This is a genomic window from Streptomyces albiaxialis (assembly GCF_039530985.1).
Classification (GTDB): domain Bacteria; phylum Actinomycetota; class Actinomycetes; order Streptomycetales; family Streptomycetaceae; genus Streptomyces; species Streptomyces albiaxialis.
The window spans coordinates 267,986-291,122 of sequence record NZ_BAAAPE010000028.1; the positions used below are offsets into that span (position 1 = coordinate 267,986).

The 23,137-nt window shown below is 72.3% G+C and carries 18 protein-coding genes and 1 pseudogene; 12 read left to right on the forward strand and 7 right to left on the reverse strand.

From position 1 onward, the window contains the following. The first annotated feature begins 35 nt into the window (after window positions 1-35). Together secD and secF are read left to right on the forward strand one after the other, a co-directional pair. Window positions 36-1,811 (forward strand): protein translocase subunit SecD, encoded by a 1,776-nt coding sequence (gene secD / locus ABD343_RS38530; RefSeq protein WP_344535282.1) that lies wholly within the window; start codon window positions 36-38, stop codon window positions 1,809-1,811. Between the two features lies 1 nt (window position 1,812). Next, window positions 1,813-2,970, forward strand: a complete 1,158-nt coding sequence (secF, locus tag ABD343_RS38535) for a protein translocase subunit SecF (RefSeq protein WP_344535284.1) — start codon at window positions 1,813-1,815, stop codon at window positions 2,968-2,970. Between the two features lie 143 nt (window positions 2,971-3,113). On the opposite strand, the gene ABD343_RS38540 is transcribed toward secF, so the two are convergent. The 3 genes and pseudogenes from ABD343_RS38540 to ABD343_RS41085 all read right to left on the reverse strand — a co-directional run. Further along, on the reverse strand, window positions 3,114-4,748 hold the full coding sequence (locus ABD343_RS38540; RefSeq protein ID WP_344535286.1) for an amidohydrolase: 1,635 nt from the start codon (window positions 4,746-4,748) through the stop codon (window positions 3,114-3,116). A 42-nt stretch (window positions 4,749-4,790) separates the two neighbouring features. Then, window positions 4,791-5,360 (reverse strand): TetR/AcrR family transcriptional regulator, encoded by a 570-nt coding sequence (locus tag ABD343_RS38545; protein ID WP_425578374.1) that lies wholly within the window; start codon window positions 5,358-5,360, stop codon window positions 4,791-4,793. Between the two features lie 12 nt (window positions 5,361-5,372). Then, window positions 5,373-5,513 (reverse strand): annotated as a pseudogene (locus ABD343_RS41085) (TetR family transcriptional regulator); the annotation flags it as partial. A gap of 70 nt (window positions 5,514-5,583) precedes the next feature. On the opposite strand from ABD343_RS41085, the gene ABD343_RS38550 reads away from it, so the two are divergent. The 6 genes from ABD343_RS38550 (at window position 5,584) to ABD343_RS38575 (ending at window position 13,918) form a co-directional block, all read left to right on the forward strand. After that, a complete protein-coding gene (locus ABD343_RS38550; protein ID WP_344535290.1) occupies window positions 5,584-7,032 on the forward strand; it encodes a purine-cytosine permease family protein in 1,449 nt (482 codons plus the stop codon). Window positions 7,033-7,105: 73 nt separating this feature from the next. Beyond that, window positions 7,106-8,116 (forward strand): agmatine deiminase family protein, encoded by a 1,011-nt coding sequence (locus ABD343_RS38555; protein WP_344535292.1) that lies wholly within the window; start codon window positions 7,106-7,108, stop codon window positions 8,114-8,116. Further along, entirely contained in the window at window positions 8,107-8,835 is a 729-nt protein-coding gene (gene ureA / locus ABD343_RS38560; RefSeq protein ID WP_344535294.1) for an urease subunit gamma, read from the forward strand. The genes ABD343_RS38555 and ureA overlap by 10 nt, the downstream gene beginning before the upstream one ends. Continuing rightward, window positions 8,832-10,511: an urease subunit alpha gene (locus tag ABD343_RS38565; protein WP_344535296.1), complete on the forward strand. Its 1,680-nt coding sequence runs from the start codon at window positions 8,832-8,834 to the stop codon at window positions 10,509-10,511. The genes ureA and ABD343_RS38565 overlap by 4 nt, the downstream gene beginning before the upstream one ends. Window positions 10,512-10,591: 80 nt before the next feature. After that, window positions 10,592-11,164: an adenine phosphoribosyltransferase gene (locus tag ABD343_RS38570; protein ID WP_344535298.1), complete on the forward strand. Its 573-nt coding sequence runs from the start codon at window positions 10,592-10,594 to the stop codon at window positions 11,162-11,164. Between the two features lie 177 nt (window positions 11,165-11,341). After that, a complete protein-coding gene (locus tag ABD343_RS38575; protein WP_344535299.1) occupies window positions 11,342-13,918 on the forward strand; it encodes a RelA/SpoT family protein in 2,577 nt (858 codons plus the stop codon). A 78-nt stretch (window positions 13,919-13,996) separates the two neighbouring features. On the opposite strand, the gene ABD343_RS38580 is transcribed toward ABD343_RS38575, so the two are convergent. Beyond that, window positions 13,997-15,226: a DUF349 domain-containing protein gene (locus ABD343_RS38580; protein WP_344535301.1), complete on the reverse strand. Its 1,230-nt coding sequence runs from the start codon at window positions 15,224-15,226 to the stop codon at window positions 13,997-13,999. Window positions 15,227-15,430: 204 nt separating this feature from the next. Next, the gene (locus tag ABD343_RS38585; RefSeq protein ID WP_344535302.1) at window positions 15,431-16,261 is read right to left on the reverse strand and encodes a peptidylprolyl isomerase; all 831 of its coding nucleotides are present in this window, start codon (window positions 16,259-16,261) and stop codon (window positions 15,431-15,433) included. A gap of 176 nt (window positions 16,262-16,437) precedes the next feature. Between ABD343_RS38585 and ABD343_RS38590 the strand changes: the two genes are divergently transcribed. The 4 genes from ABD343_RS38590 (at window position 16,438) to ABD343_RS38605 (ending at window position 20,592) form a co-directional block, all read left to right on the forward strand. Further along, window positions 16,438-17,157, forward strand: coding sequence for an MBL fold metallo-hydrolase (locus tag ABD343_RS38590; RefSeq protein ID WP_344535304.1), 720 nt, complete (start codon window positions 16,438-16,440; stop codon window positions 17,155-17,157). Window positions 17,158-17,167: 10 nt separating this feature from the next. Next, window positions 17,168-18,430: a histidine--tRNA ligase gene (gene hisS / locus ABD343_RS38595; protein WP_344535306.1), complete on the forward strand. Its 1,263-nt coding sequence runs from the start codon at window positions 17,168-17,170 to the stop codon at window positions 18,428-18,430. Window positions 18,431-18,499: 69 nt separating this feature from the next. Continuing rightward, complete coding sequence (locus ABD343_RS38600; RefSeq protein WP_344535308.1) at window positions 18,500-19,135, forward strand: vitamin K epoxide reductase family protein; 636 nt, start codon at window positions 18,500-18,502, stop codon at window positions 19,133-19,135. A 98-nt stretch (window positions 19,136-19,233) separates the two neighbouring features. Beyond that, window positions 19,234-20,592: a replication-associated recombination protein A gene (locus tag ABD343_RS38605; protein WP_344535310.1), complete on the forward strand. Its 1,359-nt coding sequence runs from the start codon at window positions 19,234-19,236 to the stop codon at window positions 20,590-20,592. Window positions 20,593-20,661: 69 nt separating this feature from the next. On the opposite strand, the gene ABD343_RS38610 is transcribed toward ABD343_RS38605, so the two are convergent. Together ABD343_RS38610 and ABD343_RS38615 are read right to left on the reverse strand one after the other, a co-directional pair. Further along, on the reverse strand, window positions 20,662-22,110 hold the full coding sequence (locus tag ABD343_RS38610) for a carboxylesterase/lipase family protein (RefSeq protein ID WP_344535312.1): 1,449 nt from the start codon (window positions 22,108-22,110) through the stop codon (window positions 20,662-20,664). A 57-nt stretch (window positions 22,111-22,167) separates the two neighbouring features. Beyond that, on the reverse strand, window positions 22,168-23,070 hold the full coding sequence (locus ABD343_RS38615; protein WP_344535314.1) for an MBL fold metallo-hydrolase: 903 nt from the start codon (window positions 23,068-23,070) through the stop codon (window positions 22,168-22,170). Window positions 23,071-23,137: the final 67 nt, after the last annotated feature.

The following is a 23,137-nucleotide window of genomic DNA, read 5'->3' on the forward strand; positions in this document are numbered from 1 at the left end:
GCGGCAGGGGCGGTTGGACAGGGAGAGACGAGAAGGTGGCAGCACCGAAGAGGGGCCGCAGGACCCCGGGCGCCCAGGGGAAGCCATGGCGCTCCCTCGGGTTGATCCTGCTGGTCATGGCCGGGCTGGTCGGGGGAATGTTCCTCTCCGGCCACAAAGCGCCCCGGCTGGGCATCGACCTCGCGGGCGGCACGAGCATCACGCTCGAGGCCAAGAACCAGCCCGGCAAGCCCAATGCGATCAACCAGACCAACATGGAAACCGCCGTCAGCATCATCGAGCGGCGTGTGAACGGTCTGGGTGTGCAGGAGGCCGAGGTCCAGACCCAGGGTGACAAGCACATCATCGTCAACATCCCCAAGGGCACGAACTCCAAGCAGGCCCGCGAGCAGGTGGGCACCACCGCGGAGCTGGGCTTCCGCCCCGTCCTGACCTACGCCCAGGTGGCGCCGAAGCAGCCGGAGAAGCCGCAGCCCTCCGAGTCCACCGGCCCGGAGAAGAAGCAGGACGACCAGAAGGACGGCGAGAAGGACCAGAGCCCGAAGGCGACCCCGAGCAAGGGCACCGACCAGCCTCAGGGCCGCGCGGTCACCGACGGGCTCAAGGCGAAGAACGAGCCGAGCCCGAAGGCCACCGAGACCAAGAGCCCGAAGGAGAGCCAGCAGCCCTCGCTTCCGCCGCAGCAGCCCCAGCAGCCGTCGCTGCCCCGGGGTCTGGACAAGAAGCTCCAGACGCTGGACTGCTCCACCAAGGAGGCCAAGGCCAAGGCGAGCGAGAAGGCCGCGGCGGCCAAGCCCGAGGACCCGATCGTCGCCTGCGACGCGCAGGAGAAGGTCAAGTACGCACTGGGCCCGGTCGCCGTCGCGGGCAAGAACGTCAGCAAGGCCAAGGCCGTTCTCGACCAGCAGCGCGGCCAGTGGATCGTCCAGATGTCGTTCGACGACAAGGGCTCGGACCAGTTCGGCGACATCACCGGCAAGCTCGCGCAGAAGCAGCAGCCGCAGAACCAGTTCGCCATCGCCCTCGACGGCGAGGTCCAGTCGGCCCCCAGCGTCCGCGAGCGGCTGACCAGCAACGCGGAGATCTCCGGCAGCTTCACCCAGGAGTCCGCCGAGGACCTGGCCAACATCCTCTCCTTCGGCGCGCTCCCGCTCTCCTTCGAGGAGTCGGACGTCACGACCGTCACCGCCGCGCTCGGCAGCGACCAGCTCCAGGCGGGCCTGATCGCGGGCGCGATCGGCCTGGCGCTCGTGATCATCTACCTCGTCGCCTACTACCGGGGCCTGTCGCTCATCGCGATCCTCAGCCTCCTGGTCTCCGCGATCCTCACGTACACGATCATGACGTTGCTGGGACCGGCCATCGGCTTCGCGCTCAACCTACCGGCAGTCTGCGGCGCGATCGTCGCGATCGGTATCACCGCGGACTCCTTCATCGTCTACTTCGAACGCATCAGAGACGAGGTGCGTGAGGGGCGTACGCTGCGGCCCGCCGTGGAGCGTGCCTGGCCGCGCGCCCGGCGCACCATCCTCGTCTCGGACTTCGTGTCCTTCCTCGCCGCCGCGGTCCTCTTCATCGTCACCGTCGGCAAGGTCCAGGGCTTCGCGTTCACGCTGGGTCTGACCACCGCGCTGGACGTCGTCGTGGTCTTCTTCTTCACCAAGCCGATCATGACGCTCCTGGCGCGCAAGCCGTTCTTCTCCGAGGGGCACTCCTGGTCCGGGCTCGACCCGAAGCGGCTCGGCGCGAAACCGCCCCTGCGGCGTGGCCGCCGCCAGTCCGCCGTCAGCACCGACACGAAGGAGGCGTGAGATGTCCCGTCTCGGCAATCTCGGCGCCCGGCTCTACCGCGGTGAGGTCGGCTACGACTTCGTCGGTCACCGCAAGTTCTGGTACGGCCTCTCGGTCCTGATCACCATCACCGCCATCGTCGGAGTCGTCGTCCGCGGGCTCAACATGGGCATCGAGTTCGAGGGCGGCGCTGTCTTCACCACGCCCAAGACGAGCGCCTCCGTGGAGCACACCACCGAGGCGGCCGAGCAGATCTCCGGCCACCAGGCGATCGTCCAGGAGCTCGGCAGCGGCGGTATGCGCGTCCAGATCGCGGGCGTGGAGACCGACACCTCGACCGAGGTCAAGGAGAAGCTCGCCGAGGAGCTGAAGGTCAACTCCGAGGACATCGACGCCCAGTTGGTCGGCCCGAGCTGGGGCGAGCAGATCGCCAACAAGGCCTGGCAGGGCCTGGGCATCTTCATGGTCCTCGTCGTGATCTATCTGGCCATCGCCTTCGAGTGGCGCATGGCCCTGGCGGCCCTGGTCGCCCTGATCCACGACCTCACGATCACCGTCGGTGTGTACTCGCTGGTGGGCTTCGAAGTCACACCGGGCACGGTGATCGGTCTGCTGACCATTCTCGGCTATTCGCTGTACGACACGGTCGTCGTCTTCGACGGGCTGAGAGAGGGCAGCAAGGGCGTCACCAAGCAGACCAAGTTCACGTACAGCGAGATCGCCAACCGCAGCATCAACGGCACCCTGGTCCGCTCCATCAACACCACGGTGGTGGCGCTGCTCCCGGTCGCCGGTCTGCTCTTCATCGGCGGCGGCCTCCTCGGCGGCGGCATGCTGAACGACATCGCACTCTCGCTGTTCGTCGGCCTCGCCGCCGGTGCGTACTCCTCGATCTTCATCGCGACGCCGCTCGTCGCGGACCTCAAGGAGCGCGAGCCGCAGATGAAGGCGCTCCGCAAGCGGGTGCTCGCCAAGCGCGCCAAGGCGGAGGAGCGCGAGGGCCGCGACGTGTACGGCGACGAGGACGACGGCCCGCAGGACGCGCCGCCCGCCGGGGTCACCGGGCAGCGGGACGCCGAGCCGCACGCGGCGTCGGCCGCCTCGGGCCAGCGCCGCGAGCGGCCCTCGCCGCAGCGCGGCGGCCGGGGCAAGGGCCGGCCCTCGGGCAGGCGCCGGTAGCCGGTAGCCCGTGGCCCCGTGGCCCTGGGGTGGGCACGGACGGACGGATAGAGCGCGGCGGCGCCGGAATCCCGGGAGGGGTTCCGGCGCCGCCGCGTTTCCGTGTGCGTTTTCGTGTGCGTTTCCGCCGCCTACGCCCGGCGTCAGAGGGACGGGGCGCGGTGCGTGGGGCGGCCGTCGACGACGGTGAGCAGTACGGGCAGCCCGGCCAGGTCGGTCGCGGGGACGGCGAGCGGGTCGTCGGCGAGGACGGTGAGGTCGGCGCGGTGGCCGACGGCGAGGCGCCCGGCCTCGTGCTCCTCGCCCGCCGCGTACGCGGGGGCGACCGTCATCGCGCGGAGCGCCTCGGCCGCGGTGAGCGCCTGCCCGGGCCCGTGCGGCGGCTGCGCGAGGTCGCGGCTCGGGCGGCGGTGCCGGGCACCGGCCATCACGGTGAGCGGCGGGAAGGGCGCGATCGGCCAGTCGGAGCCGAGGACGACGGTGGCGCCCGCGTCCCACAGGTCGCGGCAGCGCCAGGCGCGCGAGGCGCGCTCCTCGCCGAGGCGGCGGGACCAGTTGTCGGTGTGGTCGGCGCGGGTGAAGTCGCAGCAGTGGGTGGGCTGCATGGAGGCGACGACGCCCAGCTCGGCGAAGCGGGGGAGGGCGTCGTCGGGGACGGTCTCGATGTGCTCGATCCGGTGCCGGACCGCCGCGCGATCCCCGGCCGTGCCGCTCGCGCGGGCCTTCCCGACGGCGTCGAGCGCGTGCCGTACGGCCGCGTCGCCGATGGCGTGGGTCGCGGTGGGCACCCCGGCGCGGTGCAGCTCGCCGATGACGGCGGTGTACGCCTCGGGGTCGGGCCAGAAGGCGTGGGTGGACTCGCCGTGGCAGTCGGGGCGTTCGAGCCAGGCGGTGCCGTTGTCGATGGTGCCGTCCATGAAGAGCTTGACGCCCGCGACGTGCCAGAGAGCGCCGCCCGTGCCCTGCTGGGCGACGAGGGCGCGCAGCCCCTCGGCGTCGGTGCCGGGCCGGCACCAGGGCGCGACGCGCAGCCGCAGCGGCAGCTCGCCGTCTTCGTCGAGCGCGGAGAGGAGCGCGAGGCTCTCGCCGTTCGCGTCCATGGCGTGGCCGCCGGTCAGGCCGCTCGCGGCCATCCGGCGCAGCGCGGCGGCGAGCAGGGCGCGGTGCTCGTCGCGGGTGGGCTGCGGGGCGGCGCGCTCGACGAGTTCGCAGGCGCCCTCCTCCAGGAGGAGCCCGGTGGGGCGCCCGGTCTCGTCGCAGACGACCTCGGCGGCCTGCGCGAACGTGCGGGGCCCGTCCACCCCCGCCAGCTCCAGGGCGCGGGCGCTGGCCAGCGCCGAGTGGGCGTCGAAGAGCTGGAGGAAGGCGGGGATTCCGTCCAGCACGGGGGAGAGGGCGGCGGCCTCGACGGGCCGGTCGCCGAAGACGTTCGGGTCCAGGCCCCAGCCCCGCAGCCACGCGCCCGGCGCGAGCGTACGGGCCTCGCGGGCGAGGGCCGTACGCACGGCGTCGAGGTCGGCGCAGCCCGACAGGTCGAGGCCCTGGGTGAGTTCGGCGCCGGAGACGGGGTGGAGGTGGCCGTCGACGAGGCCGGGGATGACCACGGCGCCCTTCAGGTCGATCACGGTCGTCGAGGCGTCGGCGAGGGCGCGGATCTCGCGGTCGTCGCCCAGCGCGGTGATGCGCCCTCCGGACGCGGCGAGGGCGGTCTCCGGGAGGGCCTGTCCGGTGACGGGGTCGAGGAGGCGGGCGGAGAGCAGGACGAGACGGGGGCGCACGGCGGCTCCTAGGGGGCGGTTCGGTTCACGGACGCGCGGGGGTCACTGGGCGGGGATGTCGTCGGGGACGGAGGCGTCTTCGGGGGCGAGGCTGTCGTCGGAGGCAGGGGCTTCTTCGGAAACGGCGGCTTCTTCGGCGGGGCGGCTCAGGGTGCCCTCGGGCAGGCCGAGTTCGCGTTCGGCCGTCGCGACGGCCATGCGCGTCACCTCGGGCGGGTGGCTGAGGGTGCTGGTGTTGGCGTGGGCGGCGAGGCCGTCGATGACGACCAGGATCCGAATGGCCGTCAGATACGGGTCGTCGGTACGGAATTCGTCGCGCCCGACGCCTTCGCGCAGAAGCCCCGAGAGGCGCTCGCGCCAGGCGCGCTCCTGCTCGGCCACGCGCTCGCGCAGCACGGGGCGGTAGCGGCTGAGATGGCGGGCGTTGATCCACAGGCGGCTGATGTCGTCGTACGCCTCGCCCATCGCGTGGGAGAAGAAACGCGCGAGGTGGAGCCTGGGGGTCCCCCCGGGGCGGTCCTCGGGGAGGAGGCCGTCCAGCTCGGCGCTGACGGCGCTGCCGAACGCCTCGGCGACGAGATCCTCGACGGCCGGGAAATAGTGGCTGATCAAGCCGGGACGTACGTCGAGCGCCTCCGCGATCCGCCGGAGAGTGATGCACTCCAGACCTTCGGATAGAGCGACTTCTGCGGCGGATTCAACGATTTCCGCACGTCTATCGGCGGCAGACTTTCGAATTCGCTTGCGCGGAACGCTTGACGACATACGGCGGATGCTATTGAGTGACCGACCAATAAGCAAGCAGGTGGGTTACGACCGGCACCCGGAGGGGTCCATGGCTTCCACGATTCCCGACCCGCACCCCGACATACCGGCCGCCTCCGGCGCGCAGGCGGCGACGCCGCCCTCGGACCGCGCGGGCCGCGTCGAGGCCCACGGCATCGACCACATCCCCGAGGACGAACGCCACGGCAGGCCCCGCGAGCTGTTCGCCGTCTGGGCCGCGGCGAACGTCAACTATCTGAGCCTCGTCGTCGGCGGCGCGCTCGTCCTCATGGGCCTCAGCCTCGCGCAGGCCCTCGCGGTGATCGTGGTCGGCAATCTGTTCTGGCTGCTCACCGGCCTGCTGGCGGTCTCGGGCCCCGCCGCGGGCGCCCCCAGCGAGGTGATCACCAGGGCGATCTACGGCGTCCGCGGCAATCGCGTCAACAACGCCGTCGTCGGCTGGATGATCTCCGTCTGCTACTTCGCGCTGAACCTCGCCGCCGCCGCGACCGCCGCGTTCGCCCTCGTCGAGCGGTGCGGGATCCCGGCCACCACCGGCGTGAAGATCGTGGTCGTCCTGGTCATCGCCGCCCTCACCCTCACCATCGGCGTCTACGGCCACGGCCTGATCATGAAGCTCTACCTTCCGATCACCCTGGCCCTGACCGCCGCCTTCGCCGTCGTCGCGTACAGCGTGGTCCGCAGCGCCGACCTCTCCTACGCCCCCGCCGAGCCGCTGACCGGCACGGGACTGTGGGCCGCGCTCCTCGGCGGGGTCACCCTCATCGCCGCGGGTCCGCTCTCGTACACCACCAGCGCGGACTTCTCCCGCTACCTGCCCCGTACGACGTCGCCCGCCGCGGTCGTCGCCTGGACGGCCTCCGGCGCCTTCCTGCCCAGCGTCGCCGTCTGCTCCCTCGGCGCGCTCGCGGCCACCGTGGTCGACATGACCGACCCCCAGACGGCGCTGGAGAAGATCCTGCCCGGCTGGTTCACGCCCGTCTTCCTGCTCGCCCTGGTCCTCGGCACGATCGCCATCAACGCGCTGACCGCCTACAGCGCCGGGCTCGCCCTCCAGGCCGTCGGCCTCCGTGTCCGGCGCTCCCTCAGCGTCCTGCTCGACGGTGCCGCGGCCGTCTCCCTGACGCTCTACGCGCTGCTCGTCTCCAACTTCCTGGACACGGTCAACGACGTCCTCCAGCTCACCGTCGTCCTCCTCGGCCCCAGCATGGCGATCTACGCGACGGACATCCTGCTGCGCCGCAACCGCTACGACGGCCCCGCGCTGACCGACGAGTCGCGGGGCAGCGCCTTCTGGTTCACCGGCGGCGTCAACCTGGCGGGCGCACTCGCGCTCACCGCGGGCACGACGAGCGCCGCGCTGTGCGTGAACACGCTCTACACCGGACCCGTGGCCCACGCCCTGCACGGCGTGGACCTCGCCCTGCCCGTCGGTATCGGGGTCGCGTCGGCGGTCTACGCGCTGACCGCGCGGCGCACCCTCGCGCGCCCGGCCTGACCTCGCCCGCACCACCCGCACTACCCGCACTGCCTGTACCACCCGCACCACCCGCACCACGGAAGGACCTCTCATGAACTGGCGGATGCCCCCGGAGACCGCGCCGCAGGAGCGCGTCTGGATGGCGTTTCCCCCCGGCACCACGTACGGCGACGAGGCGCGCCGGGCCTGGTCACAGGTCGCGCTCGCCGTCGCGGAGTTCGCGCCGGTCACCATGCTGGTCGACCCCGCCGACGCCGACCGGGCCCGGCACCTGCTGCACGGCGCCGTCGAGCTGGCCGAGGCGCCGCTGGACGACGCCTGGATGCGCGACATCGGCCCGACGTTCGTCCTCGACGAGCGCGGCCGGCTCGGCGCCGTCGACTGGGTGTTCAACGGCTGGGGGCAGCAGGAGTGGGCCAGTTGGGAGCGCGACGCCCGGATCGGTGCCACCGTGGGCGGCCTCGCGGGCGCCGTGCCCGTGCCCTCCCCGCTCGTGAACGAGGGCGGCGGCATCCACGTCGACGGGCTCGGCACCGTCCTCGTGACGGAGACCGTGCAGCTCGACCCGTACCGCAACCCAGGCCTCGACAAGGCCGCCGTGGAGGCCGAACTCGCCCGTACGATCGGCGCCGAGCACGTCGTCTGGCTGCCGCGCGGGCTGACCAGGGACGCCCAGCGGCTCGGCACCCGCGGCCATGTGGACCTGCTGGCCACCGTCCCGGCGCCGGGCCGCCTCCTCGTCCACGTGCAGAACGATCCCGCGCACCCCGACCACGCCGTCACCCGCGAACTCCTCGACGTCCTGCGCGCCTCCACCGACGCCAAGGGCCAGGAGTGGGAGATCACCGAGGTGCCCGCGCCGGAGGTGCTGCGCGACGCCGAGGGCTGGGTGGACTACAGCTACATCAACCACCTCGTCGTCAACGACGGCGTGATCGCCTGCGGTTTCGACGACCCGGGCGACGCGCGGGCCCGCGCGCTGCTCGCCGAGGCGTACCCGGGGCGGCGGGTCGTCACCGTCGACGCCCGTCCCGTCTTCGCGGCGGGCGGCGGCATCCACTGCATCACCCAGCAGCAGCCCATGGGGGCGCCGTGCGACTGACACCGAGCGAGCACGACCGGCTGCTCCTGTTCACCACCGCCGAACTCGCCCGCGCCCGCCGGGGACGGGGCCTGCGCCTGAACGTCCCCGAGGCCACCGCCCTCATCGCCGACACCGTCTGCGAGCGCGCCCGCGACGGGGCCCGGCTCACCGAGGCGCTGGAGGCCGGGCGCGCGGTCCTCGGCCCCGACGACGTGCTGCCGGGCGTCGCCGACGTCGTCACCGCCGTCGAGGTCGAGGCCGTCTTCGACGACGGCACCCGGCTCGTCGTCGTCACCGACCCCGTCGGCGGCGGCCACCGGGGCGACGAGGCACCGGGCGCGGTGCTGCCGGGGCCGGTCCCGGACGCGCCCGCCGACGGGCCGGGCGGGACGGTCACCGTGACCGTGACCAACACCGCGACCGTCCCCGTCAGCGTCACCTCGCACTTCCACTTCTTCGAGGTCAACCCCCGCCTCCGCTTCGACCGCGCCGCGGCGTACGGCTTCCGGGCCGACCTCCCCGCGGGCTCCGCGCTCCGCTTCGACCCGGGCCAGACCCGTACGGTCCCGCTCGTGCCGTTCGGCGGGGAGCGGGTCGTCATCGGCTTCGCCGGGCTGGTCGACGGCCCGCTGGACGCCCCCGGCGCCCGCGAGCAGGCCCTCGAACGGGCGCGCGCCTGCGGCTACCTGGACACCACCGAAGAAGCCGAAGAAACCGAAGGGGAGGCCCCGGCATGACTCTCGACCCCCACCGCTACGCCGCCGCCTACGGGCCGCGCGCCGGGGACCGGGTGCGCCTCGGCGACACCGGGCTCGTCGTCGAGGTCGAGCACGACGCCTCGCGGCCCGGCGAGGAGTTCCTCGTCGGCTTCGGCAAGACCGCGCGCGACGGCATGCACCTGCGGGCCGCGCCCGTACGCGAGACGTGCGACGTCGTCATCAGCAACGTCCTCGTCCTCGACGCCGTCCTCGGCGTCCGCAAGGTCTCGATCGGCATCCGCGAGGGCCGTATCGCCGCCGTCGGGCGCGCCGGGAACCCGGACACCCTCGACGGGGTGGACGTCGTGGTCGGCACCGGCACCGCGATCGTCCCCGGCGAGGGGCTGATCGCCACGGCCGGAGCCGTCGACACCCATGTCCATGTGCTGTCGCCGCGCGTCATGGAGGCCTCGCTCGCCTCCGGCGTGACGACGATCATCGGCCAGGAGTTCGGGCCCGTGTGGGGCGTGGGCGTCAACTCGCCCTGGGCGCTGCGGCACGCGTTCAACGCGTTCGACGCCTGGCCCGTCAACATCGGCTTCCTGGCGCGCGGTTCGTCGTCCGACGCGGGACCGCTCACCGAGGCGCTCGTGGAGGGCGGGGCCAGCGGCTTCAAGGTCCACGAGGACCTGGGCGCGCACACCCGCGCCCTCGACACCGCGCTGCGCGTCGCCGAGGAGCACGACGTCCAGGTCGCCCTGCACACGGACGGGCTGAACGAGTGCCTCTCCGTCGAGGACACCCTCGCGGCGCTGGAGGGCCGCACCATCCACGCCTTCCACATCGAGGGCTGCGGCGGCGGTCACGTGCCGAACGTGCTGCGCCTCGCCGGCGAGGCCAACATCATCGGCTCCTCGACGAACCCGACCCTGCCCTTCGGCCGGGACGCCGCGGCCGAACACCTCAACATGATCATGGCGGTCCACCATCTCGACCCCGACCGCCCCGGCGACTCGGCGATGGCCCACGACCGTATCCGCGAGGGCACGATGGGCGCCGAGGGCGTCCTGCACGACCTCGGGGTCATCCCCATCACCTCGTCCGACGCGCAGGGCATGGGCAGGGCGGGGGAGACGGTCCGCAGGACGTTCGCCATGGCGGGCCGGATGAAGGCCCAGTTCGGCGCCGTGGACCCGCGCCACGACAACGACCGCGCGCTGCGGTACGTCGCCAAGCTCACCCTCAATCCGGCCCTGGCCCACGGCCTCGCCCACGAGGTCGGCTCGCTGGAGCCCGGCAAGATGGCGGACATCGTGCTGTGGCGCCCCGACCGCTTCGGGGCCAAGCCGGAACTCGTCCTGAAGTCGGGCTTCCCCGCGTACGGCGTCACGGGCGACCCCAACGCCTCCGTGGAGACCGCGCAGCCCCTCGTCCTCGGCCCCCAGATGGGCGCGCACGGGCCGACGGCCGCCGACCTGTCCGTCGCGTTCGTGAGCCGGGCGGCGGCCGAGGACGGCAACGACTCCATGACGACCCGGCGCCGCCGCTCCGGCGTGCGCGGCACCCGCGGCCTCGGTCCCGCCGACATGGTCCTCAACGACCGCACCGCCGAGGTCCGCGTCGCCCCGGAGACCGGCCGGGTGACGCTCGACGGCGAGCCGGTCACCTCCGAGCCCGCCGAGGAGGTGCCGCTCAACCGCCTGTACTTCCTGTGACGGAAGGTGACAAGCGGTGCCCGTCCCGGGCGCGGCACCGCGGTCCCGTCGCTCTCCGCACAGGTGAGAGACTGACCGTCATGACTGACAGGAGCGCCGCCGCCGTCGCCGTGCCCGACGGGGTCCGGGAAATGCTGGCCAGCCGGATCCATGACGTGCCCGACTATCCGAAGCCGGGTGTCATGTTCAAGGACATCACGCCGCTGCTCGCCGATCCCGAGGCGTTCTCGGCCCTCACCGACGTGCTCGCCGACATCTGCGCCGCCTACGGGGCGACCAAGGTCGTCGGCCTGGAGGCGCGGGGCTTCATCCTCGCCGCCCCCGCGGCCGTACGGGCGGGGGTCGGCTTCGTGCCCGTACGCAAGGCGGGCAAGCTCCCCGGCGCCACCCTCAGCCAGGCCTACGACCTGGAGTACGGCAGCGCCGAGATCGAGGTCCACGCCGAGGACCTCACCGGATCCGACCGTGTCCTGGTGATAGACGACGTGCTGGCCACCGGCGGCACGGCCGAGGCCTCGCTGCGGCTCATCCGCCGCGCGGGCGCCGAGATCGCGGGCGTCGCGATGCTGCTGGAGCTGGGATTCCTCGGCGGCAGGAAGCGGCTGGAGAGCGCGCTGGACGGCGCCCCGATGGAGTCGCTGGTCACGGTCTGACCACAACCGCAGCGGCATAAGGCGGCCACCCGATACGTTCACCTGGTGAGGGGCGGCCGCCTCCGCCGTGCCCGGCGCCGCCCGGCCGCGCGTCCGGCCGCGCGTCCGTGGACAGGAGGCGCCCCGGCCATGGTGGCTACCATGGCAGTCCGACCTGGGGTCGATCGAGGAGTGCTCTTGCCAGACGAGGCCCAGCAGCTCACCGCCGCACAGCGCCAGGAGACCGAGAAGAACGGGACCGGTGCCGCGGTGGCCGGCGGCCTGCACGAGAAGAACCGCGACGGCTCGCGCGAGCCCCGCGCCGCGGAGTCCCGCACCGCCGAGCCCACGGCCTCCGGCACGGGCACGGGCACGGCCGATGGCGCCACGGCGGCCTCCGCCCAGGCAGCGCCGTCCGCCGGAGCCGTCTCGCGTGACCGCGTGGCTCCGGCTCGTGCCGTCTCCGGCGTCTCGGGCCGCTCCGGGTCCTCCAACCGCGTACGGGCGAGGCTCGCCCGCCTCGGCGTCCAGCGCTCCAGCCCGTTCAACCCCGTCCTGGAGCCCCTGCTGCGCATCGTGCGGGGCAACGATCCGAAGATCGAGTCCTCCACCCTCCGCCAGATCGAGCGGGCCTACCAGGTCGCCGAGCGCTGGCACCGCGGCCAGAAGCGCAAGAGCGGCGACCCGTACATCACGCATCCCCTCGCCGTCACCACCATCCTCGCCGAACTGGGCATGGACCCGGCCACGCTGATGGCGGGCCTGCTGCACGACACCGTCGAGGACACCGAGTACGGACTCGACACGCTGCGCCGCGACTTCGGCGACCAGGTCGCGCTGCTCGTCGACGGCGTCACCAAGCTCGACAAGGTCAAGTTCGGCGAGGCCGCGCAGGCCGAGACCGTGCGCAAGATGGTCGTGGCGATGGCCAAGGACCCCCGCGTGCTGGTCATCAAGCTCGCCGACCGGCTGCACAACATGCGCACGATGCGCTATCTCAAGCGCAGCAAGCAGGAGCAGAAGGCCCGCGAGACGCTGGAGATCTTCGCCCCGCTCGCCCACCGGCTGGGCATGAACACCATCAAGTGGGAGCTGGAGGACCTGGCGTTCGCCATCCTCTACCCCAAGATGTACGACGAGATCGTGCGCCTCGTGGCCGAACGGGCCCCCAAGCGCGACGAGTACCTCGCGGTCGTCACCGACGAGGTCCAGGCCGACCTGCGCGCGGCCCGTATCAAGGCCACCGTCACGGGACGCCCGAAGCACTACTACAGCGTCTACCAGAAGATGATCGTCCGCGGCCGCGACTTCGCGGAGATCTACGACCTGGTGGGCATCCGCGTCCTGGTCGACACCGTCCGCGACTGCTACGCGGCGCTGGGCACGGTCCACGCGCGCTGGAACCCGGTTCCGGGGCGCTTCAAGGACTACATCGCGATGCCCAAGTTCAACATGTACCAGTCGCTGCACACGACGGTCATAGGGCCCGGCGGCAAGCCCGTGGAGCTGCAGATCCGCACGTTCGACATGCACCGCCGCGCCGAGTACGGCATCGCGGCGCACTGGAAGTACAAGCAGCAGGCCGTCGCCGGCGCCTCCAAGGTGCGCACGGACGTGCCCAAGGGCGGCAAGGACAAGGACCATGTCAACGACATGTCCTGGCTGCGGCAGTTGCTCGACTGGCAGAAGGAGACCGAGGACCCCGGCGAGTTCCTGGAGTCCCTCCGCTTCGACCTCTCGCGCAACGAGACGTTCGTGTTCACGCCGAAGGGCGACGTCATAGCGCTCCCGGCCGGAGCCACGCCCGTCGACTTCGCGTACGCCGTGCATACGGAGGTCGGCCACCGCACCATCGGCGCCCGCGTCAACGGCCGTCTGGTGCCGCTCGAATCGACGCTCGACAACGGCGACACGGTCGAGGTCTTCACCTCCAAGGCCTCCGGCGCTGGCCCGTCCCGCGACTGGCTGGGCTTCGTCAAGTCGCCCCGTGCGCGCAACAAGATCCGCGCCTGGTTCACCAAGGAGCGCCGCGACGAGGCCATCGAGCAGGGCAAGGACGCCATAGCGCGGGCGATGCGCAAGCAGAACCTGCCGATCCAGCGCATCCTCACCGGCGACTCGCTCGTCACCCTCGCCCACGAGATGCGCTACCCGGACATCTCCGCGCTCTACGCCGCGATCGGCGAGGGCCACGTGTCCGCGCAGAGCGTCTGCCAGAAGCTCGTCCAGGCCCTCGGCGGCGAGGACGAGGCGAAGGAGGACATCGCCGAGACCGCGCCCCCGATGCCGACCCGCACCAAGCGGCGCTCGACGGCCGACCCGGGCGTGGTCGTCAAGGGCGTCGACGACGTGTGGGTCAAGCTCGCCCGCTGCTGCACCCCGGTGCCGGGCGACCCCATCATCGGCTTCGTCACTCGCGGCAACGGCGTCTCGGTTCACCGCGCCGACTGCGTCAACGTCGACTCGCTCTCCCGCGAGCCCGAGCGGATCCTGGAGGTCGAGTGGGCGCCGACCCAGTCCTCGGTCTTCCTCGTCGCCATCCAGGTCGAGGCCCTGGACCGCTCCCGCCTCCTGTCGGATGTCACGCGGGTCCTGTCGGACCAGCACGTGAACATCCTCTCGGCCGCCGTCCAGACCTCCCGCGACCGCGTGGCCACCTCCCGCTTCACCTTCGAAATGGGCGACCCGAAGCACCTCGGCCACGTCCTGAAGGCCGTACGCGGCGTGGAGGGTGTCTATGACGTCTATCGGGTGACGTCGGCGCGCAGGCAGTAGGACGGCACACAGCGCGTACGAGAGGGGCTCCGGTACGTCCGTACCGGAGCCCCTGTCGTACGCGCGGAACGGAAGCGGTCAGCCGCCGAACTCCTCCAGGCCCTTGAGGGCCTGGTCCAGGAGCATCTGGCGGCCCGCCAGTTCCTGCTCCAGCTTCTCGGCCTTCGCGGTGTTGCCCGCCGCACGGGCCTTCTCGATCTGGCCGCGGAGCTTGTCGACCGCGTCCTGGAGCTGGCCGGTCAGGCCCGCGGCACGGGCCCGCGCCTCCGGGTTGGTGCGGCGCCACTCGGCCTCCTCGGCCTCCTGGATCGCCCGCTCCACCGCGTGCATCCGGCCCTCGATCTTCGGGCGGGCCTCACGCGGGACGTGACCGATCGCGTCCCAGCGCTCGTTGAGCGCCCGGAACCCGGCGCGGGCCGCCTTCAGATCGGTGATCGGCAGGAGCTTCTCGGCCTCGGCCGCCAGCTCCTCCTTCTGCGTCAGGTTCTCCCGCTGCTCGCTGTCGCGCTCGGCGAAGACCTCGCTGCGGGCCTGGAAGAAGACGTCCTGCGCGCCCCGGAAGCGGCTCCACAGATCGTCCTCGTACTCCCGCTGGGCGCGGCCCGCGGCCTTCCACTCCTGCATCAGCTCGCGGTACTTGGCGGCGGTCGGCCCCCAGTCCTGCGAGCCGGAGAGCGCCTCGGCCTCGGCGACCAGCTTCTCCTTGCGCTGGCGGGCCTCCTCGCGCTGCGCGTCGAGCTGCGCGAAGTGGGCCTTGCGGCGCTTGGAGAACGCGGAGCGCGCGTGGGAGAAGCGGTGCCACAGCTCGTCGTCGGTCTTCCGGTCGAGCCGGGGCAGGCCCTTCCAGGTGTCGACGAGGGCCCGCAGCCGTTCGCCCGCCGCGCGCCACTGCTCGCTCTGCGCCAGCTCCTCGGCCTCGGCGACCAGCTCCTCCTTGGCGCCCCTGGCCTCCTCGTTCTGCTGTGCCTTGCGCGCCTTGCGCTCCTCGCGGCGCTCCTCGACGGCCTCCATCAGCTTGTCGAGCCGGGCGCGGAGCGCGTCGAGGTCGCCGACCGCGTGGTGCGCGTCCACCTGCTCCCGCAGGTGCTCGACGGCGGTCGTCGCGTCCTTCGCCGACAGGTCGGTGGTCTTCACCCTGCGCTCAAGGAGGCCGATCTCCACGACCAGACCGTCGTACTTGCGCTTGAAGTAGGCGAGGGCTTCCTCCGGCGAGCCCGCCTGCCACGAGCCGACGACCTTCTCGCCGTCGGCCGTACGCACGTACACAGTCCCCGTCTCATCGACGCGGCCCCACGGGTCGCTGCTCACAGCGCCTCCTCCACATGACGCCTGGACAGGGGCTCCCGCGCCCCCCGGCATCGTCCACAGTTTTCGTCCGGCCGACAGAAAGGTCCGGCCGTCGGCGCAGGCACCCTACACAACGCCAACATAGGCGACCGGCGCCCGCGCTGTCCGCAATCCGCGCGCCGGAAATTCCCCGTGTGCGCGGTGTCGTTCCCGCTGTACGCGGGGTCAGGACTCGCGGACCCGCGCCCGGTCGATCACCACGGTCGCGTTGGGCGGGGTGTTGCCCGTCTGGGGGTCGGGCGAGGACCCGGCTTTCGCGATCTTCTTGAGCACGTCCATACCCTGCGTGATCCGGCCGAACGGGGTGTAGTCGGGCGGCAGCTTGCTGTCCTCGAAGACGAGGAAGAACTGGCTGCCGCCGGTGTCGCGGCCCTTGCCGGTCTTCGCGTCGTACTGGTTGGCCATCGCCACCGTGCCCGCCGGGTACTTCTTGCCCTTGAGCCGCGGGTCCTTCAGGTTCTCGTCCGGGATCGTGTAGCCCGGACCGCCCTGCCCCGTGCCCTGGGGGTCGCCGCACTGGAGGACGTGGATGTCGGCGTCGACGAGCCGGTGGCAGGGGGTGTGGTCGAAGAACTTCTGCCCCGCGAGGAAGCGGAACGAGTTGACCGTGTGCGGGGCCTTCCCCGCGTCCATCTCGATGCCGATGGTGCCGCAGGTGGTGTCGAGGCTCATCGCGTACGAGGCCGACTTGTCGACCTTCATCGCGGGCTCCTTCTTCCACTGCTTGCCGTTCGGCTCGCCCTTGGCGGGCTTGTCGCAGGGGTCGGGCGCCTGGCTCGGCTCCGGCGACCGCGCGGCGTCCGCCGTGTCGCCGTCGTCCCCGCCGAGTCCGCCGGTGGCGGCATAGGCCGCGCCGGCCGCGAGCACGAGCACCAGTCCGAGCGCGATGGCGCCGTTGCGGACGCGGGCCTTGCGCCGCGCGGCGGCCCGGCGGCGCTCCTGGCGCTCGAACTTCTCCCGTGCGAGCTGCTTTCTCCGCTGCTCACTGCTGACCACGGTCTCGTCTCCTTCGAGCCTTCGGGGGCTGCGGGTGCAGTGGGGGGTGCGTGCTGGCCACGTACCGTATACGCCCCGGATACGGGTTCGCCCCGTGCGTACCGGCGCCGGTAGGCTGTGACCAGCCTGATCGGCGGAAACGCCGTTCCCCGTTGTCGGACGACTGAAGGACGATCGTGCTCGTTGCCGGGTTCCCCGCCGGGGCCTGGGGGACCAACTGTTATCTGGTCGCCCCCGCCGCCGGCGAGGAGTGCGTGATCATCGACCCGGGCCACCAGGCCGCCGAGGGTGTCGAGGAGGTCATCGCCAAGCACCGGCTGAAGCCGGTCGCGGTGCTCCTCACGCACGGCCATATCGACCATGTCGCCTCCGTCGTCCCGGTCTGCGGCGCGCACGACGTGCCCGCCTGGATCCACCCCGACGACCGGTTCATGATGAGCGACCCCGAGAAGGCCCTGGGGATGCGCATCGGCCAGCCGCTGATGGGCGAGCTGACCGTGGGCGAGCCGGACGACGTCGAGGAGCTGTCGGACGGAGCGAAGCTGGAGCTGGCCGGGCTGGAGCTGACCGTCGCGCACGCGCCGGGCCATACCAGGGGGTCGGTGACCTTCAGGATGCCCGAACAGGCCGACGTACCGCCGGTGTTGTTCTCGGGCGACCTGCTGTTCGCCGGCTCCATCGGACGCACCGACCTGCCCGGCGGTGACCACGCCGAGATCCTCCGCTCGCTGGCGCGCGTATGCCTGCCGCTGGCGGACGAGACCGTGGTCCTGCCCGGACACCAGCACCAGACGACCATCGGCCGCGAGCGCGCCACCAACCCGTTCCTTTCCGGGCTGGCCGCCGACGGCACGGGAGGCGGCGCCCCGGGCGCCGCCCCGCGACGAGGAATGTGACGAGAAGACCGTGAGCACCTTCAACGCCCCCAAGGGCACCTACGACCTGCTGCCGCCCTCCTCCGCGACCTACCTCGCGGTCCGCGAGGCCCTCGCGGCCCCCCTGCGCCGCGCCGGGTACGGGTATGCGGAGACGCCGGGATTCGAGAACGTCGAGCTGTTCGCGCGCGGCGTCGGCGAGTCCACGGACATCGTGACCAAGGAGATGTACACCCTCACCACCAAGGGCGGCACCGATCTCGCCCTGCGCCCCGAGGGCACCGCCTCCGTGCTCCGCGCGGCGCTGGAGGCCAGCCTCCACAAGGGCGGCAACCTCCCGGTGAAGCTGTGGTACTCGGGCTCGTACTACCGCTACGAGCGCCCGCAGAAGGGCCGCTACCGCCACTTCTCGCAGGTCGGCGCCGAGGCACTCGGCACCGAGGACCCCGCGGTCGACGCGGAGCTGATCATCCTCGCCCACGACGCGTACCGCTCGCTGGGCCTGCGGAACTTCCGCATCCTGCTCAACTCGCTGGGCGACAGGACCTGCCGTCCCGCCTATCGCGCGGCGCTCCAGGAGTTCCTGCGCGGGCTCGACCTCGACGAGGAGACCCGCGCCCGTATCGAGATCAACCCGCTGCGGGTGCTGGACGACAAGCGCGAGAGCGTGCAGCGGCAGCTCGGCGGCGCGCCGATGATGCGCGACCACCTGTGCGAGGAGTGCAAGGCCTTCCACGAGGAGGTCCGCGCCCTGATCACCGAGGCGGGCGTGGCGTACGAGGACGACCCCAAGCTGGTGCGCGGCCTCGACTACTACACGCGGACCACCTTCGAGTTCGTCCACGACGGCCTCGGCGCGCAGTCCGCGGTCGGCGGCGGCGGGCGGTACGACGGCCTGTCCGAGATGATCGGCGGCCCCGCGCTGCCGTCGGTGGGCTGGGCCCTGGGCGTCGACCGTACGGTCCTCGCGCTGGAGGCCGAGGGCATCGCGCTCGAACTGCCGTCCGCGACCGAGGTGTTCGCGGTGCCGCTCGGCGAGGACGCGCGGCGCACCCTGTTCGGCGTGGTCACCGCGCTGCGCCGGGAAGGCGTCGCGGCCGACCTCGCCTACGGGGGCAAGGGCATGAAGAACGCGATGAAGTCCGCCAACCGCTCCGGCGCGCGGTACGCGCTGCTGCTGGGGGAGCGCGACCTCGCCGAGGGCGTCGCGCAGTTGAAGGACCTCGACAGCGGCGAGCAGACCCCCGTCCCCCTCGCGAGCGTCGTCGCGGACGTATCGGCCAAGGTGCGCTAACTCCCCTTGCCGGTGGGGCAGAATGACGCACACACCCCCCATGGACCAAGTGACGGGACGAAGAGCGCTATGACCACGACGGCATCCCTCGACGAGACGCACACCGATGCGGACGGATCGAAGGGGGGTGCCGTCGGCGCGAGTCGCGCGTTCGCCTGGATGCTGATCGTCACGGGCGCCGCGGGGCTGCTCGCCGCCTGGGTCATCACCATCGACAAGTTCAAGCTGCTGGAGGACAAGGGCTTCAAGCCCGCCTGCAGCATCAACCCGGTGGTGTCCTGCGGCGACATCATGGAGAGCGACCAGGCGTCCGCCTTCGGCTTCCCGAACCCGATGCTGGGCCTGGCGACCTACGCCATCGTGATCTGCGTCGGCGTGACCCTGCTCGCGAACGCCCGCTTCCCGCGCTGGTACTGGCTCACGTTCAACTTCGGCACGCTCTTCGGCGTGGGCTTCTGCACCTGGCTGATGTACCAGTCGCTCTACGTCATCGGCAATCTCTGCCTGTGGTGCAACCTCGCCTGGATCGCGACGCTGATCATGTTCTGGTACGTGACGGCGCACAACATCCGCAACGGCTTCCTGCCCGCGCCCCGCGCCGTGCGCGACTTCGTGTCCGAGTTCCCCTGGGTGCTGCCCGTGCTGCACACCGGCGTGATCGGGATGCTGATCCTGACCCGCTGGTGGGACTTCTGGACGAGCTGACGGGCGCTGACGGGCATCGGCGGGCGTGGGCGGCGCCGACCGGGCAGGCTGACCGGCCGTTTCGGGCTCTGTCAGTGGTCTGACTTAGGGTTTCCGACGTGGAGCCCGATCTTTTCACCGCAGCAGCCGAGGACCGCCAGGCCAAGGACCCCTCCGCCAGCCCCCTGGCCGTGCGGATGCGCCCGCGTACGCTCGACGAGGTCGTCGGCCAGCAGCATCTGCTCCGCCCCGGCTCCCCGCTGCGCCGCCTGGTGGGGGAGGGCGGCGGCGGTCCCGCGGGCGCCGCGTCCGTGATGCTGTGGGGCCCGCCCGGCATCGGCAAGACCACCCTGGCGTATGTCGTCAGCCAGGCCACCGACAAGCGCTTCGTGGAGCTGTCCGCGATCACCGCGGGGGTCAAGGAAGTGCGCGCCGTGATCGACGGCGCCCGCCGCTCCTCGGGGGCGTACGGGAAGGACACCGTCCTCTTCCTCGACGAGATCCACCGCTTCAGCAAGGCCCAGCAGGACTCCCTGCTGCCCGCCGTGGAGAACCGCTGGGTCACCCTCATCGCGGCGACGACGGAGAATCCGTACTTCTCGGTGATCTCCCCGCTGCTCTCCCGCTCCCTCCTGCTCACCCTGGAGCCCCTCACCGACGACGACATCCGCGGCCTGCTCCACCGCGCCCTCACCGAGGAGCGCGGGCTCAACGGGGAGGTGGAGCTGCCGGAGGACGCGGAGGCCCACATCCTGCGCATCGCGGGCGGCGACGCGCGCCGGGCGCTCACCGCGCTGGAGGCGGGCGCGGGCGCGGCGCTCGCCAAGGGCGAGGCCGCGATCTCCCTGGCCACCATGGAGGAGGCCGTCGACCGCGCCGCGGTGAAGTACGACCGCGACGGCGACCAGCACTACGACGTCGCGAGCGCCCTCATCAAGTCCATCCGCGGCTCGGACGTCGACGCCGCGCTGCACTACCTCGCGCGGATGATCGAGGCGGGCGAGGACCCCCGGTTCATCGCGCGGCGCCTGATGATCTCGGCGAGCGAGGACATCGGGATAGCGGATCCGACGGCGTTGCCGACCGCCGTGGCCGCCGCGCAGGCCGTCGCCATGATCGGCTTCCCGGAGGCGGCCCTCACCCTCAGCCACGCGACGATCGCCCTCGCCCTGGCCCCGAAGTCGAACTCGGCGACGAAGGCGATCGGCGCCGCCCTCGAAGACGTCCGAGGCGGCCTCGCGGGCCCGGTCCCGTCCCACCTGCGCGACAGCCACTACAAGGGCGCGCAGAAGCTGGGCCACGGCAAGGGCTATCAGTACCCGCACGACCTCCCGGGCGGCATCGCCGCCCAGCAGTACGCCCCGGACGAGATCCACGGCAAGCACTACTACGAGCCGACGCGTTACGGCGCGGAGGCCCGGTACGCGGACGTGGTCGAGCGCGTCAGGGCCCGGCTGCGCGGGGAGACGGGCGACTAGGACCCCGCGCCCTCGCCGGACTCACGCCTCGCGGCCCTCACGCCTCACCGCCCTCACGCCTCACCAGACCTACGCCTCGCCCGTGAAGCGCCGGGGCTCCGTGGGCGCCCAGCCCGGATCGCCGGTGCGGGCGAACCGTACCCATGCGGCGTGCGTCTCCGAGGCGAGCGCGGTGAGCGCGGCGGGCGGCTCCGGGGCCGGGGCGTCCCCCAGGAGCCCGCGCGGACCGCGCAGCGTGGGCAGGTCGAGCCGGTCGAACACGAAGGGCAGCTCCACCGTGTGCGCCGCCCCGAGCAGGCCGTCCACGGCGGGGGAGCGCCAGCCGAACTCGTATGTGTACGTCGGCGCGCCTCCCCGTCCCGCGTGTGCCTCGGCGAGGCGGCGGCTGCCCGTGCCGAACAGCGCGTCGCCCAGCACGGCGGCGCGCAGCTCCCCGGGGCTCGCGTGCGGACGCCGCGCGCGGTACCGCGCGAGCGCCGCGTCGGGATCGGCGTGCGCCCGCGCAGCGGCCTCGCGCGCGTCCCGCGAGGTCGAGGCGGTCAGCTCGCCCTGCGGTACGAGGTAGAGGTTGCCCTCCTCCGCGTTCGTACCGACGACGAGCGGGACGTCGGCGCCCTCACCGGCGGCCACCGCCTCGGCGGGCTGCCGCTCCAGCACCAGGCTGAACGGGCTGAGCCCCACCAGCGGGTCGAACCGGTCGGCCGTCCGCAGGTCCAGGCCCGCGAGGCGCGGCAGCACCTCCACGAACCCCGCGTCCGGCACCCGCGCGAACTCCGCGGCCGTCGGCGCGACGCCGAGCGCCTCCGCCGCCGCGCGGGTCACGCGGGCGGCCTGGTCCGGCGAGAACGCGCCGAGGCCGTTGCCGCTCTGGACGACGGCCCGGTGGAAGAGGCCCTCGGCCCCGGGGTGCGCCAGCACCCCGGCCGTGAGCGTGGCGCCCGCGGACTGGCCGCACAGGGTGACGTTGCCGGGGTCGCCGCCGAACGCCCCGATGTTGCGCCGCACCCAGCGCAGCGCGGCCACGACGTCGAGCAGCCCCCGGTTGGGCGGGGCGCCGGGCAGGTCGAGGAATCCGGCCACGCCCAGCCGGTAGTTGAGGGTCACCAGCACCACGCCGTCGCGCGCGAAGGCCGTCCCGTCGTACAGCGGGGCGCGGGCGGACCCGGTGACGAAGCCGCCGCCGTGCACGAAGACCAGGACGGGAGCGCGCCGGACGCCCGGCGGGGCCCACACGTCGACAGTGAGGTGATCGTCGCCGGGCACCCAGCCGGGCCCGAAGTACGGCGTCATGTCGAGCGCCCCGAAGCCGTCCCTGCGCGGCTGCGGCGCGGTGGGACCGGGGCGCAGCGCGTCCCGTACGCCCTGCCACGGGGCGTGCGGCGCGGGCGCGGCGAAGCGGGCGGCGCCGGTCGGGGGCGCGGCGTAGGGGATGCCGTGGAAGACGTGCGCGGTGCCGTCGGCGCGTCCGCGTACGGTGCCCTCCGCCGTGGTGACGACCGGTTCGTCCGTGCTCTTCATCGCTGTTCTTCCCCTCGTGGTCCTGTCGTGGTCCTGGTTCCTGTTCCGCGGGCCGCGTCAGGCACGGCTGAACGGGGCCCAGGAGCGGACGGCGAAGCCGTCGCCCTCGCGGGCGATCTCGGCGCCGCCGCGCCCGCCGAGGTGCGCGGGGAGGACGAGCGTGCGCGTGTCGGCCGCCCGACCCAGCAGCCTCCGCCGGGAGGCGGCGGCCTCGGCGGGGTCCTCGCAGAAGCAGCTATTGGTGTCGGGGTCGGTGAACTGGAACGGCGAGTGCAGCAGGTCCCCGACGAACAGCGCGCGGTCCGTGCCGGACGCGAGCGAGAGCACCGACGAGCCGGGAGTGTGCCCCGGGGCCGCCTCCAGCGTGAGGTTCTTGTCGATGCGGTGCCGGTCCTCCCACAGCAGGGCGAGGCCCGCCTCGTGGACGGGGGCGACGCTGTCCTCGAAGACGTTCTGGTTGCCGCGTCCGAGGCGCGAGGAGTGGCCGTTGGCGGGGTTCCAGAAGGTGAAGTCGGCGCGGGGGAGGAGGTAGGTGGCGTTGGGGAACGTCGGTACCCAGGTCCGGTCGTCGAGGTAGGTGTTCCAGCCGACGTGGTCGATGTGCAGATGGGTGTTGATCACGAGGTCGACGTCCTCGGGCCGCACCCCGGCCCGGGCGAGGTTGCCGAGGAAGTCGGTGCGCAGATGGCTCCAGACCGGGGCGTACGGCCGTTCCTTGTGATTGCCGGCGCCCGTGTCGACGAGGATCGTCCGGCCCTCGCTGCGCAGCACCCAGGTCTGGAGCGCCGAGACGCAGATCCCGGAGTCGGGGTCGAGGAAGTCCGGGGCGAGCCAGTCCGCGTGCTTCTTCCAGGCTTCCCCGGGACTTCCGGGGAAGAACTCGTCGGGCCGCATCCCGACCGGGCCGGTGTACTCCATGACGCGGGTGACCGTGACGTCACCCAGGACGATCTCGTGCATGTTCGCTCCCGAGCGTTCGCTGGTGGTCCGGCCAGCCTGTGACCGGCACCGGGAAGCAACCAGCCCC